The following is a 15959-nucleotide window of genomic DNA, read 5'->3' on the forward strand; positions in this document are numbered from 1 at the left end:
CCGCGAACGTCATTACGAGCCCTTGGCCTGGTGCGGGCGGAGGGGCTCGAACCCCCACGTCTTGCGACACGGGAACCTAAATCCCGCGCGTCTACCAATTCCGCCACGCCCGCAAAGGGCACCGCAGGAAAACATCCTGCGCCGCAATCGGCAGGGCTTAACGCGCCGATACCCGACAAGGCAAGCCGCAGCGGCCGCCTCGAACGAGCGGCGCGGCTTATATCATGGAGGGTTCGGCCTGCAGCAAAAATTTGGGGTCTTTTCGCCGCGTCACAAGGTTTTGCGCGGACCGGGGGACGCGGCCCCGAGGGCGGCGAACAGCCGCCGGTAAACGGCCGGTAACGCGTCCGGCAGGTCTTCGGAAATCAGCCCCGGACCGAACGCGGCCGCCGCCTCGCCATGCAGCCAGACGGCCGCGCTGGCGGCCTCGAAAGCCGGCATGTGCTGGGCGAGCAGCCCGGCAATCATCCCCGCCAGGACGTCGCCGGCGCCGGCCGTCGCCAGATAAGGCGGCGCGTTGTCGGCGATGGACGTGCGCCCATCCGGCGCGGCGACCACCGTGTCGGCGCCCTTGAACAAGACAACAGCGCCACTCAGGCGCGCCGCCGCACGCGCTTGATCAAGTTTACCTATAACTTTCAGATTTTTCTTTATCTCTTTAAATAACCTATCAAATTCACCGCTATGTGGCGTCAGGATGACGGCTCGCCCGGCGCGCTTGCCGATGGCCGAAAACAGGTCGTCGGCACTGTCGGCGAAGCTGGTGAGCGCGTCGGCGTCCAGCACCACCGCCGCCTCGCTCGCCAGCGCGGCCAGCACCTGCGCCCGCATCGGCGCCCCGACGCCCCCGCCCGGGCCAAGCACCATGGCGTTGTGCCGCGTGTCGGACAGGAAGCCCCTAAGCTCCTCGGCGCCGTCGACCGGGCGGACCATGATGGCGAGGTTCGCGGCCGCCTGCACCGCCAGGGCCTCGCGCGGCGTGGCAAGGGTCGCAAGCCCCGCCCCCGCCCGCAGCGCCCCGCGGGCGGCAAGACGCGCCGCCCCGCCGAACGAGAGACCGCCCGATACGACCACGGCGTGGCCACGGCCATATTTGTGTCCCTCCGGCTTCGGCACCGGAAAGACGCCAGACCATAGTGCCGGGCGATTCAGGAAGGCGCGCGGCTTGATCTCGGCCAGAACATCCGCGGGAATGCCGATGTCGGCGACGGTCAGGTCGCCGCAGTGCAGCCGCCCCGGCAGCAGCACATGGCCGGGCTTGAGCCGGAAGAAGGTCACCGTGTGTACGGCTTCGACGGCGGCGCCCATGACCGTGCCGGTGGTGCCGTTGATGCCGCTCGGCAGATCGACGGCGACAACCGGCGCGCCGGACGCATTCATGGCTTCGATCATGGCGCGCGGCAGGCCTTCGACGGGACGGTCGAGCCCGGCCCCGAACAGCGCGTCGACTATGACGCCGGGCGTGTTGCCGAGGCGCTCGGGCGTCGCCGCCTCGACGGGCCCCTGCCACCGCCCGGCCGCGGCGGCGGCGTCGCCCTTCAGCTTGCCCCGATCACCGACCAGCAGCAGCCGCACGGCGTGGCCACGCGACTGGAGAAGACGCGCCGCCACGAAACCGTCGCCGCCGTTATTGCCAGTCCCCGCGACGACCGTGACCGGCCGTCCCTGCAGCATCGCCACCACCCGATCGGCGACGGCGAGGCCCGCGCTCTCCATCAAATCCGCGCCGGCTGCTCCGCGCGCACCAGCCAACCGATCCGCCTCGCCCATCTCCACTGTGGTCAGAAGCTCAATCATGGAGCGAGCCTAACGCCCGGATTGAAAAGGAACAATTTCAATCGAAGCCACTCCATGCATACGCATGCCTAAACATGCGCCGATTGGACGGTCTATTTAATAGGCAAACAGCCTATTAAATAGACGCGACACGACTTCGGGAACGCATACCACCCTACCAAACTGGCTCAACCTATTGATCCCGTGACGCTTTGCGCGTCTCAATGGCTTGGCACAAGACCTGCTAACCGGAAGCGCGGCCCCGTGCGGCCGCCCCGACCGGTCTGGGGAAAGGAAAGCGATGAAGAAAATCGAAGCCATCATCAAACCCTTCAAGCTCGATGAGGTGAAGGAGGCTTTGCAGGAAGTCGGGCTCCAAGGCATCACCGTGACCGAAGCCAAGGGCTTCGGCCGGCAGAAAGGACACACCGAGCTCTATCGCGGCGCCGAATATGTCGTCGACTTTCTCCCCAAGGTGAAGATCGAAGTCGTGCTTGGCGACGAAATGGTGGAGAAGGCGATCGACGCGATCCGCCGCGCCGCCCAAACCGGCAGGATCGGCGATGGAAAAATCTTCGTTTCCAACATCGAAGAAGCAATTCGCATCAGAACAGGCGAATCCGGGGTCGACGCCATCTAGCGGCCGCTTCGTTTTTCAGCTAACCGCTAGCCATCCGTAAAAAGGGGGATGCAAAGCCCATGACGACAGCCAAAGAAGTCATGAAGATGATCAAGGATGACGACGTGAAGTACGTCGACTTCCGCTTCACCGATCCGCGTGGCAAGTGGCAGCACGTCACCTTCGACGTCACCATGATCGAGGAAGACACCTTCGCCGAAGGCATCATGTTCGACGGTTCCTCGATCGCCGGCTGGAAGGCGATCAACGAATCCGACATGTGCCTGATGCCCGACCCCGCTTCGGCTTGCATCGATCCGTTCTTCGCGGAAACGACGCTCGTTCTGGTGTGCGACGTGCTCGAGCCGACCACGGGCGAACCCTACAACCGCGATCCGCGCGGCATGGCCAAGAAGGCGGAAGCGCTGGTCAAGTCGATGGGCATCGGCGACGTGATCTATTTCGGACCGGAAGCCGAGTTCTTCGTGTTCGACGACGTCAAGTACAAGGCCGATCCCTACAATACCGGCTTCAAGCTCGACTCCATCGAGCTGCCGACCAATTCGGATACCGATTACGAGGGCGGCAATCTCGGCCACCGCATCGGCATCAAGAAGGGCTACTTCCCCGTCCCGCCGCAGGATTCGGCGCAGGACATGCGTTCGGAAATGCTCGCGGCCATGGCGAAGATGGGCGCCAAGGTTGAAAAGCATCACCACGAAGTGGCCTCGGCCCAGCACGAGCTCGGCCTCAAGTTCTCGCCGCTCACCGTGATGGCCGACCAGCTGCAGATCTATAAGTACTGCATCCAGCAGGTCGCCCAGATCTACGGCAAGACCGCGACCTTCATGCCGAAGCCGGTTTATGGCGACAACGGCTCGGGCATGCACTGCCACCAGTCGATCTGGAAGGACGGCAAGCCGATTTTCGCCGGCGACAAGTATGCCGGCCTCTCGGACATCTGCCTCTCCTACATCGCGGGCGTCATCAAGCACGCCAAGGCCATCAACGCCTTCACCAATCCGACCACCAACTCCTACAAGCGTCTGGTGCCGGGGTTCGAGGCGCCGGTGCTGCTCGCTTATTCGGCGCGCAACCGTTCGGCCTCATGCCGCATCCCCTACACCGAGAGCCCGAAGGCCAAGCGCGTCGAGGTCCGCTTCCCCGACCCGCTCGCCAACCCGTATCTCGGCTTCGCGGCGCTGCTGATGGCCGGCCTCGACGGCGTCAAGAACAAGCTCCACCCCGGCGAAGCGATGGACAAGGATCTCTACGACCTGCCGCCCGCCGAGCTGAAGCAGATCCCGACCGTCTGCGGCAGCTTGCGTGAAGCGCTCGAGAGCCTCGACAAGGACCGCGAGTTCCTCAAGGCCGGCGGCGTGTTCGACGACGACTTCATCGACAGCTACATCGAGCTGAAGATGACCGAAGTCATTCGCTTCGAGCACACTCCGCATCCGGTCGAGTTCGAGATGTATTACTCGGCTTAAGGTTCCTCCAAACCTTCGCTCCCAAGCGAGGTCTACTCACCGGGCGCTTCCCTCAAAGGAAGCGCCCGTTTTCTTTTGCGACTTCGCTTTCTCGCTCCGCACGGACACGCGGTACCTGAGCGACCACGCGACCAATCCATTGAACATCGGTTGCAAGGCGTAAGCCGCCTCGGTCAGTTCGTACTCGACGCGCGGCGGAACTTCGGCAAAGGCGGTGCGCAGCACAAGCCCGCTTTGCTCCAGCTCGCGCAACTGCATCGTTAACATCTGTTGCGTGACGCCGGGCAACGCACGCCGCAATTCACCGAAGCGGCCAGGTCCATCGACCAACAAGCAGAGGATGCGGACCTTCCATTTGCCGGAGAATGCGCGAATGGCGTTCAGGAACGCGACGACATCCTCGTCGGTCGGCAGATGGCAGTCGGCGCATGCGTCGGCAGATTGCTCGATAGTATGATTTTCCATACCAGGTCTCATTTTTCAGCGTACTTGATAAGCACCGTCGAACGGACGATCTCTGCCTCCAGAGTATGAAGGTTCACGCCATCTAAGCAACGGCGTGACCAACGGCAATGGAGTGCCCATGAGCGTCGTTTTGGTGACCGGCGGATCTGGCTTTATCGGCAGCCAGTGCATCCTGCAGCTTTTGTCGGCCGGCCATCGAGTCCGTACCACCGTCCGCAACCCGCAGCGTGAAGGTGACGTGCGCGCATTATTGAAGCAAGCGGGCACCGATCCGGAAGACCGCCTCTCATTCGTTGCCGCCGATCTGCAATACGATCCCGGCTGGTCGGAAGCGGCCGCCGGCTGCGACTATGTCCTGCACGTCGCTTCGCCCTTTCCGCCTGGCATCCCCAAGAACGAGGACGAGCTCATCATCCCGGCACGCGATGGCACGTTGCGCGTGCTGCGCGCCGCGCGCGACGCCGGCGTCAAGCGCGTGGTGATGACCTCGTCCTTCGCCGCGATTGGCTACGGGCACGAGCAGCGCACCATGCCGTACGACGAAACCGACTGGACCAACCTGGATGGCACTGATGTCTCCGCTTACGCCAAATCCAAGACGTTGGCTGAACGCGCCGCATGGGACTTCATCGCCCGCGAAGGCAAGGGCCTCGAGCTTTGCGTCGTCAACCCGGTCGCCGTGTTCGGGCCGCTTCTGACGAGCGACATGTCGCCCTCGATCCTCCTGATCCAGCGCCTGATGAGCGGCAGCCTGCCCGCATGTCCGCGCCTCTATTTCGGCGTCGTCGACGTGCGCGACGTCGCCGATCTCCATTTGCGCGCCATGACGCATGCGGCGGCCAAGGGCGAGCGCTTCCTCGCCATCGCGGACAACATCCTGTCGATGCAAGACGTCGCCATGGTTCTGAGAAATCGTATGGGTACGAACGCGCGGAAGGTGCCGACGCGCCAACTGCCTGACTGGCTCATGAGAGTCGTCGCGCTGTTCGATCCGGCCGCGCGCCTGATCCTGCCGGAACTCGGCAAAAAGAAGGGCGCCACCAACGAAAAGGCACGACGCCTGCTGCAATGGGCGCCGCGCTCCAGCGAGGAAGCGATCGTCGCCACCGCGCAAAGCTTGGTCGAGCTCGGCCTGCTCAAGGGCGCCGCCGCGTCCGCCTAAGGTCACAGCCTGAAATCATCGGCCGTGTGCCCTCAGGCGGTGCAGAGCCGCTCATGCCGATGGGCCGCCATGGCAGCCGCGAGCGAAATCAGCGACAGGACGATGACGGCGCCGCCATAGATGTAACTCGCCGCCTCAAGGCCGAGCAGCGGCGCCGCAAAGCCGACGGCTATCGCCGGCAGGCTGAAGGCGAGATAGCTCTCGACATAGAGTGCCGCGAGCAGCGCGCCCCGCTCGTGCGCTTCGGCGAGCGGCATCACCGCGCGCATGCTACCGAAGAAGCCGCCGCCCCAACCGAAGCCGGCGATCAATGTGCCCGCGAGCATCCACGGGATCGAATGACGATGCACGCCCCACAAGGTCACGGCGACGCCGAGCGACAAGACGGTGGTGCCGATCATCAATATCTGACGGGAGTGGCGGAGCCGCAAAGCGAGGATCGCGATGCCGCCGCTTAGGGTCAGCGCCGCGACGACGACGCCGCCGATCATCGGCGAGGTCAGGCCAGTCGCCGTGCGGATCAAAGACGGCATCAGTGACAGATAGAAACCGCCGAGCGCCCAGATTGCGATATTCGCCGGTGTGATCGTTAGCAGCATCGTCCGCGCCCGCGCCGGCACCACGATCTGCGGCCGTAGCGAAGCCCAGGCGCCAGGCCGCGGCGCGACCGTCTCCGGGATCCAGGCCATCACCACCACGACCTGCACGGCGTAGACGAGCGCCAGCAGGCCATAGACGAGTTCGAAGGGCGCCGGCGCGTAAGCGACCAGGATCCCTGAGCCGAGCGCGCCAAGCGCCATGCCAGTCAATGGCGCGATCGCGTTGATCATCGGGCCCCGTTGGCGTTCGACGTCGAGAAGCTGGGCGCCGAGCGCGGTCACTGCGATGCCGGTGGCGAAGCCCTGCAACAGTCGCGCGCCGATCAGCCAATGCGGCGAGGTTGCGACCATAAACAAGGCGAGCGACGCGAGATTGAGGATCAGCGAGCCGAGGATCACCCTCTTGCGGCCGATGTGGTCCGATAATGATCCCACCGTCAGAAGGGCCACCAGCATCCCCAGCGCATACAGCGCAAAGATCACGGTCAGCATCACCGGCGCCATGCTCCAGTGATCCTGATACAGCCGATAAAGGGGCGTCGGCGCGCTGGAGGCAGCGAATACCGTGGTGAGGCCCGCGGCGGCGAAGGCCAAGGTCGCGCGGGAGCGGGGCGGACGGGACTCAGATCCGATGTGGAGACTGGACATGCGGCACCTAAACGCTAAATATTGGACTTAGCAGATAGGTTATTCGCGTCACTAACGCAAATATTTTGCATTAGCGACATTTGCCACCGGCGCTCACGAGTCCGTGAGGCGTCAAAAACGGTTCATCAGGGCCATGTCCGGCAAGGAAAGACGCTTCGGCGGTCGTAGTGCCCGCATCCAGGCCTCGGTTCACCAGGCCGTCGAGGCCCTGACAAGCGAGATGGACCGCGACGAGCTGACCGTCCCGCTGATCGCCGCACGGGCGGGCGTGACGCCCTCGACGATCTACCGGCGCTGGGGCGGCCTGTCTGAGTTGATGGCCGATGTTGCCGTCAAACGTCTGCGCCCGATTGGCAGCCCGCTCGACACCGGTACCCTCACGGGCGACCTCGAAGCCTGGAGCGAGCAGTTCATGGAGGAGATGTCATCCGATGTCGGCCGCGCCATGATCCGCGACGTCTGCGGCGATGCCTCAAACGCGGCGAACGCCTGCACCTGCTGCGGCTACACCATCGACCAACTCACGACGATCAGTGTCCGCGCCGCCGACCGGGGCGAGACCGCGCCGCCGGTCAATGACCTCATCGACCTCATCGTCGCGCCGATCATGTACCGCATTCTCTATGGCGGGGTCGCGCTCACCTCCACCTATTGCAAGATGTTGGTCGCCCGCGCGCTTGCTGCGCCGTGAAGTCTCGCGCCTTTACCTCGGATTTAGACCGGGACGTTACGGTGCCGGCGCTTGGCCCGTCGTCCGGGCCTCCCCAATGGCGCGTGAATGCCTATGGCCCACCGCATCCTGATCACCGGCGCCGCCGGCTATATCGGCACGATGCTTTGCGACCGCATGTCGGAACGAAGCGACGTCGAGAGCATTATCGGCGTCGACCTCAAACCGATGCCCGAGGCGCTCCGCAGCAATCCGAAACTGATCTGGATTATCGGCAATACGGCCGAACCCGCATGGCAAGTGGCGGCGGGAGCCGCCCGCCCTGACATTGTCGTGCATACGGCCTGGCGCATTCGCGAGCCCTACGGTCCCGCAAATAGCAGCAATATCGCCGGCAGCGACGCGGTCTTCGATTTTGCCTTCGCGGCGCCGTCGGTGAAAAAGCTGATCCATTTCTCGACGGTGGCGAGCTACGGCGCGCGCGCCGACAACAGCATCGCGCAGCGCTTCACCGAAGAGGCTCCTTTCCGCCCGACCGACTTTGGCTACGCCGAAGAGAAACGCATTGCCGAACAGCATCTGGAACAGCGGTTCGCAGAGAGCGATAAGACCAAGCAAGTCGCAGTCCTGCGTCCGGCCGCGGTCACCGGCCCGCGCGGACGCAGCCGGGCGTCGCTGTTCGGACTGCAGTCGGCGCTGAACGGCAGCTTCAAGGGTTCTCCGGTCGCGCGCCTCGTAACGCTGCTGATGAACCTCATTCCGGTGACGCCGCAGTGGTGCCGGCAATTCGTGCACGAAGACGATCTGAGCGCCGTCGTCCTCATGCTGGCCTTCGGCACGCTGCTTTCGGCCTACAGCAGGTTCAACGTCAGCCCGCCGGACGAGCCGATGACCGCCCGTGAGGTCGCCGCAGCCTTTCAGAAAAGACTGATCAAAGTCCATCCGTATCTGATCCGCCTTGCATTCCTTCTCGCCTGGCACGGCACCCGTGGCCGCATTCCAACCGCTCGCGGCGTGTGGCGATCGTACTCCTACCCGCTCGCGGTCGACGGCTCGGCGCTAACCCGGGCCTATGGCTACCAGTACCAATATGGCACCAAAGATGCTTTCACCAAGAACGTCGGGCACTATGCAACGATGTCAGCCATGCCGTATGCAGGCGCACCGGAAATGCCGGACCTGAATGGGATCAAAACTGCCCTGTGAGCGCTATCGAGCAAGTCGTTCGTGAGATCGCCGAGGAGATGCGCGAGCGGCCGGACCGCGGCGACGTGGCGAGCTACATTCCGGAGCTGGCGCGCGTCGATGCCGGCCAGTTCGGCCTCGTCGTCATCGACGCCGACGACAATGTCGCTGTGGGCGGCGATGCCGACGTCCCCTTCTCCATTCAAAGCATCTCGAAGGTGTTCACCCTGACCCTCGCGCTGGGCAGGGTTGGCGATCGCCTGTGGGAGCGCGTCGGCCGCGAGCCCTCCGGCAGCCCCTTCAACTCGGTTGTGCAACTCGAATACGAGCGCGGCCGGCCACGCAATCCTTTCATCAATGCGGGCGCGATCGCCGTCACCGATCTGATTCTATCCGGCCATCAGCCACGCGAAGCGCTGGGTGATATCCTGCGCTTTATGCAATTCCTCGCCGAGGACAGTTCGATCGCCATCGACGAGGCGGTCGCAGCCTCGGAGCAGCGGACCGGCTTCCGCAACGCCGCGCTCGCCAATTACATGAAGTCGTTCGGCGTCTTGGATAATCCCGTGGACTACACGCTGGGGGTTTATTTTCATCACTGCGCCATTGCCATGTCGTGCCGGCAGTTGGCGATGGCCGGCCGATTTCTCGCCTACAATGGCCGAAATCCCTCGACCGGTTTGTCGGTGGTCCAGGCCGAGCGGGCGCGGCGCATCAACGCCATCATGCTGACGTGCGGGCACTACGATGGTTCAGGCGAGTTCGCGTATCGGGTCGGTCTGCCTGGCAAGAGCGGCGTGGGCGGAGGCATCCTGGCGATCGCGCCCGGGAAGGCGTCGATTGCCGTATGGTCGCCCGGTCTCGACGCCAACGGAAACTCGCACCTTGGGCGCGTCGCACTCGAGGCGCTGACCAAGCGCCTCGGCTGGTCCATCTTCGGCGCCTGAGGCTCGCTTCAGACCTAGTTTTTACGAGTCCGGTCAGCGTCCCGCAGGGCCTCTTCGTGATACCAAGCGCTTCCCAGCGCCGCGGCAACGGCGCGCGATGGCACCATTCTCTTGTCGTCCGTTGAAGGCCGTTCGTAAGACGCACCTGACGCGAAGCGACCGCGCGCGGGGAACGCGTAGATCTTTGCCGACTCGCGATGCACATTGGTCGTCATGGTTCGGCTCCTTCTGTCGTGCCGCACGCTCGCAATGTTCGTCTCGTATAATTCCCATATAGCGCGAGGGTTCTTGATTCTACGCAAAGACGCACATCAAATAATCGTTTGACTATATTTTGAGCATATTTTGCGACTGCACGGGACCGGAGCACTAGGCCGACCAACGGCACTCGCTGTCCTTGCCCTGAAAAACAACAGCGTTTTTGGCGCAAACCAAGTCCAGCGGATCGCGCCCGGACTGGCACGTTTCCTGCTTGAAATCGTCCGGACGTTGGCGGCCGGGAGCCGTCGGCGGCTGAGGTACGCAAACGTATCCCACCTCGCGTCATCAGCTAACGAGAGAATCGCATGGCAAAGTACAAGCTCGAGTACATATGGCTCGACGGCTACACGCCGGTCCCGAACCTGCGTGGCAAAACTCAGATCAAAGAATTCGACTACTTCCCGACGCTGGAGCAGCTTCCGCTCTGGGGCTTCGACGGCTCGTCGACCCAGCAGGCCGAAGGCCACTCGTCGGACTGCGTGCTCAAGCCAGTCGCGGTCTTCCCCGACGCCACGCGCACCAATGGCGTGCTCGTCATGTGCGAAGTCATGATGCCGGATGGCGTCACGCCGCACCCGTCGAACAAGCGCGCGACCATCCTCGACGATGAAGGCGCATGGTTCGGCTTCGAGCAGGAGTACTTCTTCTACAAGGACGGCCGTCCGCTCGGCTTCCCGACGGAAGGTTACCCGGCGCCGCAAGGCCCCTACTACACCGGCGTCGGCTACAAGAACGTCGGCTCGGTTGCACGCCAGATCGTCGAAGAACATCTCGACCTCTGCCTCGCGGCCGGCATCAACCATGAAGGCATCAACGCCGAAGTGGCGAAGGGCCAGTGGGAATTCCAGATCTTCGGCAAGGGCTCCAAAACCGCCGCCGACCAGATGTGGATGGCCCGCTACATCATGATGCGCCTGACCGAGAAGTACGGCATCGACATCGAATGGCATTGCAAGCCGCTCGGCGACACCGACTGGAACGGTTCGGGCATGCACTCGAACTTCTCGACCAAGCATATGCGCGAAGTCGGCGGTAAGGACTATTTCGAATCACTGATGAAGCAGTTCGAGAAGAACCTCGATCAGCACATCGCGGTGTACGGTCCGGACAACGATAAGCGTCTGACCGGCAAGCACGAGACGGCGCCGTGGAACAAGTTCAGCTACGGCGTGGCCGATCGCGGCGCCTCGATCCGCGTGCCGCACTCGTTCGTCAACAATGGCTACAAGGGCTATCTGGAAGATCGTCGCCCGAACTCCATGGGCGATCCCTACCAGATCGCGTCGCAGATCCTGAAGACCATCTCGGAAGTGCCGACGGGCGCGAAGGCTGCTGCGGCCTGAGGCCCGACTGACCTCCTTGCTTCCCAAGCAACTCGATGGGCGCTCTCTCCGGAGAGCGCCCTTTTTCTTTTGAGCAAAGGAGTTGTCAGCCGATCAGCAGGATCGAAACGGCGAGCACGGCAAGGCCGGCGACAACGCCGGACACCGTCATCAGCATCTGCCGGCGTTGCCGCTTCGGACCATAGACGCCGGCGGCGCGGCGTGCCGCGATCAGCGCGGCGTCGAATTCCGCCGAGTTCGAGAAGGCGCAGGCAAGCGCAGTGCCCGCACGCTCGGCATAAGCTTCAAGCGTAATCGTTTCTGGGGCCGTGCGGCCGGCAAGCGACATCCGTGACATGGCCGAACGATAGCGCCAGCATGGTAAATGTCCTGTTACCGACGCGCGCGGGTCACGCGGTCGCAGCTTGCGTCCGCCGCGCGGCCCGTTTGCGGATGGGGAAATACGCGATCTTGCCTCTCTCCTCCAGGTCAGCGCTCTCGGGCGCCGGCAGATCGTCGGCAGCTTCCACACGATTGCGGCCGTTGCGCTTGGCTTTGTAAAGCGCTTCATCGGCCCGGTTGATCAGCGCATCGACGTCGGTCACCGCGGCATGCGATGTGGCCGCCCCGATCGAGACGGTACCGCCGATCGCATACTCGCCCACCACTTTGCCCGCGACCTCGAAATTAGTGCGCACCCGTTCGGCCACCTTGTGGGCAACCTCCATGTCGCCAGGCAGGATGGCAGCGAACTCTTCGCCGCCGAGGCGCGCCACGATGTCGGTCGCGCGCATGCTCGAGCCTGCTATCTGCCCGAATATGCGCAACACGTCGTCGCCGACGCCATGGCCGTAGGTGTCGTTGATCGACTTGAACTTATCGAGATCGAACATCAACAGCGTCACGGGCTCACGGCGGCGGCCGCGCACCGCGCACAGATCGCGCGCATGCTCCATGAAGGCGCGACGGTTCAAAAGGCCGGTGAGCGCATCGGTGGTCGCCGCGTGGCGATAGATATGCACGTGATGATCCTTGACCATCAGCAGCACGATGAAGGCCGTGCCGACGCCATAGATGATCGCTTCCAGCGCCAGCAAAGTAATCCAAGCGGGCGCGAAGGCCGGCAACAGGGCGCGGATGCCGATCGGCATTAGAAAGATCGCAGCGTGCAGCGACGGCACGACGAACGCGGCGAAACGCGAGAACATCGATTTGCGGCGCTCGCGCCAGAGCTCGAAGGCGATGACGAAGGTGTAAGCCGCGACCACCGATGTGGCCAAGGCGATACGGGTCACACTACCGACTTGCAGCGCCGTAAAGAGATTGACGATGAGCCAGCCGAGCGCGCCCCCGCAAGTGCCGAGCGGCGTGATGCGCCGGCCGTGAAACAGCCGCACGCCGCTCCAGATCATGCCGCAGGCAAGGAAGGTAAGCGCCTCGGGTACCGCGCGCGGCATGTCGAGCGCCGGCGTCGACGTATTCCACATCGCCATAGACGATGCGCCGATGAGATAGGCCGAGCCCCACCACGCGAGTGCGCGCACCTCACGCTGCTGCGCCCAGGCCAGAATGAGGAACAGCCCCAGCAGTGTCGCCAGGCTCACGGCGACGATGAGAAGAGTTGGGATATCGAGGGAAGAACCGTGCGCACCGGCCGCGGCTAGCATTCTTGGCCCCTGCCGCCATCGCATCCGTACTGGATGCCCGAATGGCGCGCGAGAAAGCTACGTCAGCAAACGTGCCGGAACGCTTGCGGCCTTCGTTACCCTTCGATGAAAAACTGCCCTGAATTCGAAAAGATCGCCGTCCCACGCCGCTCAGGCGCGGGCGGACACCTTGCGCCAGACGCGACGCTCCATGTCCTCGACGTTGGGGGCCGGTGGCATGATGGCCTCTGTGGTAGCGCTCTCCACGCGATTGCGACCGTTTGCCTTGGCGCGGTAGAGGGCGCGGTCGGCCTGCGCCATCAGACCGGCGACCGATACGTGTTGATCGCAACCCAGCGCCACGCCGGTCGAAACGGTGGGCGTGACGATGCCTATGTCGAACTGAGCATGCGCCGCCACCACAAAATTGCGTCGTAAGCGCTCGGCGACCGCGGCGGCCTCCCCGACAGAACGGGCCGGCATCAACGCCGCAAATTCCTCACCGCCGATACGGCCGAACAGAACGCCGGCTCCGAGCGTGCGCGTCGCTTCAATCGCAAACGCTCTCAGCACATCGTCGCCGGCCGCGTGGCCGAGATGATCGTTGATGGTCTTGAAATGATCGAGGTCGAACAGCAGCATCGCGAGCGGCGTGCCGTCGACGCGCTGCTGCGCGATCAATCGCTCTGCCCCGGCGAGGAAGGCGCGGCGGTTCGACACGCCGCACAAGGGATCAATCAATGACGCCGTCTTATGCCGCAGCTCGGTGCGTTCCTTGCTCATGTTGAGCAGCAGGAACGCCAGAACCACGGTAAACATCAGGGTGCCGAAAGCCACCAAAGGATAGAGAGCGCTGGCAATGGTCTGATGTTCACCGTCCGGCTGCGGAACGGTAAGCGTCAACGGAATGCGCACAAGCATAGCGCCGCCGTACGCGATCAAAGTCACAACGGTCGGCCAACGCGACAGCAATGGCTCGGCGCGCCCGCGCCAGATCTCTGCAGCGGCGACAATAGCGAGCACCGCACTCAAGGCCGACGCGACGATGGTGCGCAGGTTAATGTCATTGCCGATCGCCGGGACGGCGCAGGCAACGAACCATAGCGCTGGCGCGGGCATGATCAGCAAGAACTGCGGCGGCCGGCCGTCAAAGAGACGGGCGCCAACCCAGATCAGGCCGAGGCCCGTCAGCACGAGAGCATTGGCGATTTGAATGGACAGCCAATCAGGCACCTGACCGCGCACGATGACCAGCGCCATGCCGGCTGCGGCGAGCACGAAGGCGAGGCCCCACAGCCGCGGCGCACGGACGGCGCGATTCTGCAGACTTGCGAAGATAAGCAATATGCCGAGAAGCGCCGTGACGAATACCGTCACCACGGCCAACGTTGGAATGTCCAAATACATCAAACGAGGTCCACCACCCGCCGCCCCACGCCGGATGTAATCAACATAAGATTGGGGTGGAGTTACCGCGCCAAGTTTTGTGCACGGCAACATTGCCGAGTCGTAAACACGATACACGCAATGCAGTGAATCCTTTGGCGCAATAAAAAAGGGCGCGCCGAAGCGCGCCCTTTTGGCAACAATGCGAAGCTCTCGCCTAGCGCTTCGAGAACTGGAAGGAACGACGAGCCTTGGCACGGCCGTACTTCTTACGCTCGACCACGCGCGAGTCGCGGGTGAGGAAGCCGCCGCGCTTGAGCGCGCTGCGCAGTTCCGGCTCGAACAGCGTGAGCGCCTTGGCAAGGCCGTGGCGCACCGCGCCGGCCTGGCCCGACAGTCCGCCGCCCGAAACGGTGCAGATCACGTCGTATTGCCCCGAGCGGCCGGCTGCGACCAGCGGCTGCTGAATCAGCATGCGCAGGACGGGACGCGCGAAGAAGACTTCGATCGTGCGCGTGTTGACCTCGATCTTGCCGGAGCCCGGCTTGATCCAGACGCGGGCAACCGCATTCTTACGCTTGCCGGTCGCATAAGCGCGGCCCTGGGCGTCGACCTTCTTCTCGTATTTGGGACCTTCGGGAGCAGCCGTCTTGAGCCCGGCCAAACCTTCCAGCGACTGTACGGTCTCGGCCACGATCAGGCACTCCTCACGTTCTTGCGGTTCATTGCACCGACATCCAGCTTTTCCGGCTTCTGCGCTTCGTGCGGATGCTCGGCGCCCGGATAGACGCGCAGATTTCCGAGCTGCACGCGGCCGAGCGGCCCGCGCGGCAACATACGCTCAACCGCCTTCTCGACGATGCGCTCAGGGAAGCGGCCCTCGAGGATCGAGCGGGCCGTACGCTCCTTGATGCCACCGATGAAACCGGTGTGATGGTGATAGACTTTTTTCTCGCGCTTGCGGCCGGTGAAGACGACCTTGGCGGCGTTGATGACGATGACGTTGTCGCCGTCGTCGACATGGGGGGTGTAGCTGGGCTTGTGCTTGCCGCGCAGGCGCATGGCCACGATCGAGGCGAGCCGGCCAACCACGAGCCCGGAGGCGTCGATGGTCACCCACTTCTTCTCAATGTCGGCGGCTTTGGCCGAATAGGTCTTCATGACAAATCCTTGGGGATAAACGCGCGAGGCCTGCCCGCGCGACGTGGCGAACGTGTACCCGACCCCCCGCTACCGGTCAACGCCAGATCGCTACATTTTCTACAACGTTTTCAGTCACTTATTAAATAGGTAATTAGTTACCTTGATCTAATCATCGGGAAGCAGGGATTGAATAGGTGGAGGTGACATGCGCGACGGGCTCATCAGAGCCATCGGAATAGAGCGTCACCTCCCCGACCGCCAGCCTTTTACCGACCTTCATGAGCCGGGCATGGGCGATGAGGTCGGCCTGGGTGGGCTTGCGTAGGAAATTGATGTTGAGATTGGTCGTGACCGCCAGCGGCTGCGGACCGATCGCGGAGAACACCGCCACGTACATGGCGAAATCGGCCAGTTCCATCATCGTCGGTCCCGAGATCGTACCACCAGGCCGGATGTGATCCTCGTGGAAATCCCGCCGTACCCGCACGTCACCGTAATGGATGTCTTCGAGGGTCAGACCGCAGCCTGGGTAGAAGGCTTGCGGAAACTCCTCGTGCAGCAGCTTGCCGATCTCCTCGGCGGTCATCACGGATGGCCGCATGGACTTTCACCCCCACCTTGTTCTTGACCGGCACGGCCG

Annotated in this window: 17 protein-coding genes and 1 tRNA gene; 7 read left to right on the forward strand and 11 right to left on the reverse strand. The window is 63.4% G+C overall.

The window, feature by feature from the left end:
• Positions 1 to 28: 28 nt before the first annotated feature.
• A tRNA-Leu gene (locus DW352_RS06455) sits at positions 29 to 113 on the reverse strand.
• Positions 114 to 270: 157 nt separating this feature from the next.
• The gene (locus tag DW352_RS06460; protein ID WP_115694267.1) at positions 271 to 1794 is read right to left on the reverse strand and encodes an NAD(P)H-hydrate dehydratase; all 1524 of its coding nucleotides are present in this window, start codon (positions 1792 to 1794) and stop codon (positions 271 to 273) included.
• Positions 1795 to 2077: 283 nt separating this feature from the next.
• Here DW352_RS06460 and DW352_RS06465 point away from each other — a divergent pair, with 283 nt between their 5' ends.
• Both DW352_RS06465 and glnA read left to right on the forward strand, forming a co-directional pair.
• A complete protein-coding gene (locus DW352_RS06465) occupies positions 2078 to 2416 on the forward strand; it encodes a P-II family nitrogen regulator (RefSeq protein WP_115689612.1) in 339 nt (112 codons plus the stop codon).
• A gap of 59 nt (positions 2417 to 2475) precedes the next feature.
• The gene (gene glnA / locus DW352_RS06470) at positions 2476 to 3885 is read left to right on the forward strand and encodes a type I glutamate--ammonia ligase (protein ID WP_115689614.1); all 1410 of its coding nucleotides are present in this window, start codon (positions 2476 to 2478) and stop codon (positions 3883 to 3885) included.
• 36 nt (positions 3886 to 3921) lie between these two features.
• Here the strand turns inward: glnA and DW352_RS06475 are convergent, their stop codons facing one another.
• On the reverse strand, positions 3922 to 4350 hold the full coding sequence (locus DW352_RS06475; RefSeq protein ID WP_115689616.1) for a winged helix-turn-helix transcriptional regulator: 429 nt from the start codon (positions 4348 to 4350) through the stop codon (positions 3922 to 3924).
• Between the two features lie 118 nt (positions 4351 to 4468).
• Between DW352_RS06475 and DW352_RS06480 the strand changes: the two genes are divergently transcribed.
• Complete coding sequence (locus DW352_RS06480; protein WP_115689618.1) at positions 4469 to 5512, forward strand: SDR family oxidoreductase; 1044 nt, start codon at positions 4469 to 4471, stop codon at positions 5510 to 5512.
• A gap of 32 nt (positions 5513 to 5544) precedes the next feature.
• Here DW352_RS06480 and DW352_RS06485 read toward each other — a convergent pair whose 3' ends face one another.
• Positions 5545 to 6759: an MFS transporter gene (locus DW352_RS06485; RefSeq protein ID WP_115689620.1), complete on the reverse strand. Its 1215-nt coding sequence runs from the start codon at positions 6757 to 6759 to the stop codon at positions 5545 to 5547.
• A 133-nt stretch (positions 6760 to 6892) separates the two neighbouring features.
• Here DW352_RS06485 and DW352_RS06490 point away from each other — a divergent pair, with 133 nt between their 5' ends.
• The 3 genes from DW352_RS06490 to DW352_RS06500 all read left to right on the forward strand — a co-directional run bounded on the left by DW352_RS06490 (position 6893) and on the right by DW352_RS06500 (position 9561).
• On the forward strand, positions 6893 to 7450 hold the full coding sequence (locus tag DW352_RS06490; protein WP_115689622.1) for a TetR/AcrR family transcriptional regulator: 558 nt from the start codon (positions 6893 to 6895) through the stop codon (positions 7448 to 7450).
• A gap of 93 nt (positions 7451 to 7543) precedes the next feature.
• Positions 7544 to 8635 (forward strand): NAD-dependent epimerase/dehydratase family protein, encoded by a 1092-nt coding sequence (locus tag DW352_RS06495; protein WP_162826819.1) that lies wholly within the window; start codon positions 7544 to 7546, stop codon positions 8633 to 8635.
• A gap of 38 nt (positions 8636 to 8673) precedes the next feature.
• Positions 8674 to 9561, forward strand: a complete 888-nt coding sequence (locus tag DW352_RS06500) for a glutaminase (protein ID WP_245434344.1) — start codon at positions 8674 to 8676, stop codon at positions 9559 to 9561.
• Positions 9562 to 9575: 14 nt separating this feature from the next.
• Here the strand turns inward: DW352_RS06500 and DW352_RS06505 are convergent, their stop codons facing one another.
• Complete coding sequence (locus tag DW352_RS06505; protein ID WP_115689628.1) at positions 9576 to 9776, reverse strand: DUF2735 domain-containing protein; 201 nt, start codon at positions 9774 to 9776, stop codon at positions 9576 to 9578.
• 351 nt (positions 9777 to 10127) lie between these two features.
• On the opposite strand from DW352_RS06505, the gene DW352_RS06510 reads away from it, so the two are divergent.
• On the forward strand, positions 10128 to 11165 hold the full coding sequence (locus DW352_RS06510; RefSeq protein WP_115689630.1) for a glutamine synthetase beta-grasp domain-containing protein: 1038 nt from the start codon (positions 10128 to 10130) through the stop codon (positions 11163 to 11165).
• An 85-nt stretch (positions 11166 to 11250) separates the two neighbouring features.
• On the opposite strand, the gene DW352_RS06515 is transcribed toward DW352_RS06510, so the two are convergent.
• From DW352_RS06515 to DW352_RS06540, 6 genes are all read right to left on the reverse strand, one after another.
• Complete coding sequence (locus DW352_RS06515) at positions 11251 to 11502, reverse strand: hypothetical protein (RefSeq protein WP_162826820.1); 252 nt, start codon at positions 11500 to 11502, stop codon at positions 11251 to 11253.
• Between the two features lie 52 nt (positions 11503 to 11554).
• A complete protein-coding gene (locus tag DW352_RS06520; protein WP_162826821.1) occupies positions 11555 to 12811 on the reverse strand; it encodes a GGDEF domain-containing protein in 1257 nt (418 codons plus the stop codon).
• A gap of 150 nt (positions 12812 to 12961) precedes the next feature.
• Positions 12962 to 14434 carry a GGDEF domain-containing protein gene (locus tag DW352_RS06525; RefSeq protein WP_162826822.1) on the reverse strand — a complete coding sequence of 491 codons (1473 nt, stop codon included), beginning with the start codon at positions 14432 to 14434 and terminating at the stop codon, positions 12962 to 12964.
• Complete coding sequence (rpsI, locus tag DW352_RS06530; protein WP_115689638.1) at positions 14394 to 14870, reverse strand: 30S ribosomal protein S9; 477 nt, start codon at positions 14868 to 14870, stop codon at positions 14394 to 14396. Before rpsI ends, DW352_RS06525 begins: the two co-directional genes overlap by 41 nt.
• A gap of 2 nt (positions 14871 to 14872) precedes the next feature.
• Positions 14873 to 15337 carry a 50S ribosomal protein L13 gene (rplM, locus tag DW352_RS06535; protein ID WP_115689640.1) on the reverse strand — a complete coding sequence of 155 codons (465 nt, stop codon included), beginning with the start codon at positions 15335 to 15337 and terminating at the stop codon, positions 14873 to 14875.
• Between the two features lie 151 nt (positions 15338 to 15488).
• Entirely contained in the window at positions 15489 to 15905 is a 417-nt protein-coding gene (locus DW352_RS06540) for a PaaI family thioesterase (RefSeq protein ID WP_245434345.1), read from the reverse strand.
• Between the last annotated feature and the right edge of the window lie 54 nt (positions 15906 to 15959).

The sequence above is a fragment of the Pseudolabrys taiwanensis genome, from assembly GCF_003367395.1.
GTDB lineage: Bacteria > Pseudomonadota > Alphaproteobacteria > Rhizobiales > Xanthobacteraceae > Pseudolabrys > Pseudolabrys taiwanensis.

Excerpts from the sequence above, each read along its gene's own strand:
- DW352_RS06465 (WP_115689612.1), top strand. The coding sequence starts at position 2,078 with ATGAAGAAAATCGAAGCCATCATCAAACCCTTCAAGCTCGATGAGGTG.
- glnA (WP_115689614.1), top strand. The coding sequence starts at position 2,476 with ATGACGACAGCCAAAGAAGTCATGAAGATGATCAAGGATGACGACGTG.
- DW352_RS06475 (WP_115689616.1), bottom strand. The coding sequence starts at position 4,350 with ATGGAAAATCATACTATCGAGCAATCTGCCGACGCATGCGCCGACTGC.
- DW352_RS06480 (WP_115689618.1), top strand. The coding sequence starts at position 4,469 with ATGAGCGTCGTTTTGGTGACCGGCGGATCTGGCTTTATCGGCAGCCAG.
- DW352_RS06485 (WP_115689620.1), bottom strand. The coding sequence starts at position 6,759 with ATGTCCAGTCTCCACATCGGATCTGAGTCCCGTCCGCCCCGCTCCCGC.
- DW352_RS06490 (WP_115689622.1), top strand. The coding sequence starts at position 6,893 with ATGTCCGGCAAGGAAAGACGCTTCGGCGGTCGTAGTGCCCGCATCCAG.
- DW352_RS06495 (WP_162826819.1), top strand. The coding sequence starts at position 7,544 with ATGGCCCACCGCATCCTGATCACCGGCGCCGCCGGCTATATCGGCACG.
- DW352_RS06500 (WP_245434344.1), top strand. The coding sequence starts at position 8,674 with ATGCGCGAGCGGCCGGACCGCGGCGACGTGGCGAGCTACATTCCGGAG.
- DW352_RS06505 (WP_115689628.1), bottom strand. The coding sequence starts at position 9,776 with ATGACGACCAATGTGCATCGCGAGTCGGCAAAGATCTACGCGTTCCCC.
- DW352_RS06510 (WP_115689630.1), top strand. The coding sequence starts at position 10,128 with ATGGCAAAGTACAAGCTCGAGTACATATGGCTCGACGGCTACACGCCG.
- DW352_RS06515 (WP_162826820.1), bottom strand. The coding sequence starts at position 11,502 with ATGTCACGGATGTCGCTTGCCGGCCGCACGGCCCCAGAAACGATTACG.
- DW352_RS06520 (WP_162826821.1), bottom strand. The coding sequence starts at position 12,811 with ATGCTAGCCGCGGCCGGTGCGCACGGTTCTTCCCTCGATATCCCAACT.
- rplM (WP_115689640.1), bottom strand. The coding sequence starts at position 15,337 with ATGAAGACCTATTCGGCCAAAGCCGCCGACATTGAGAAGAAGTGGGTG.
- DW352_RS06540 (WP_245434345.1), bottom strand. The coding sequence starts at position 15,905 with ATGACCGCCGAGGAGATCGGCAAGCTGCTGCACGAGGAGTTTCCGCAA.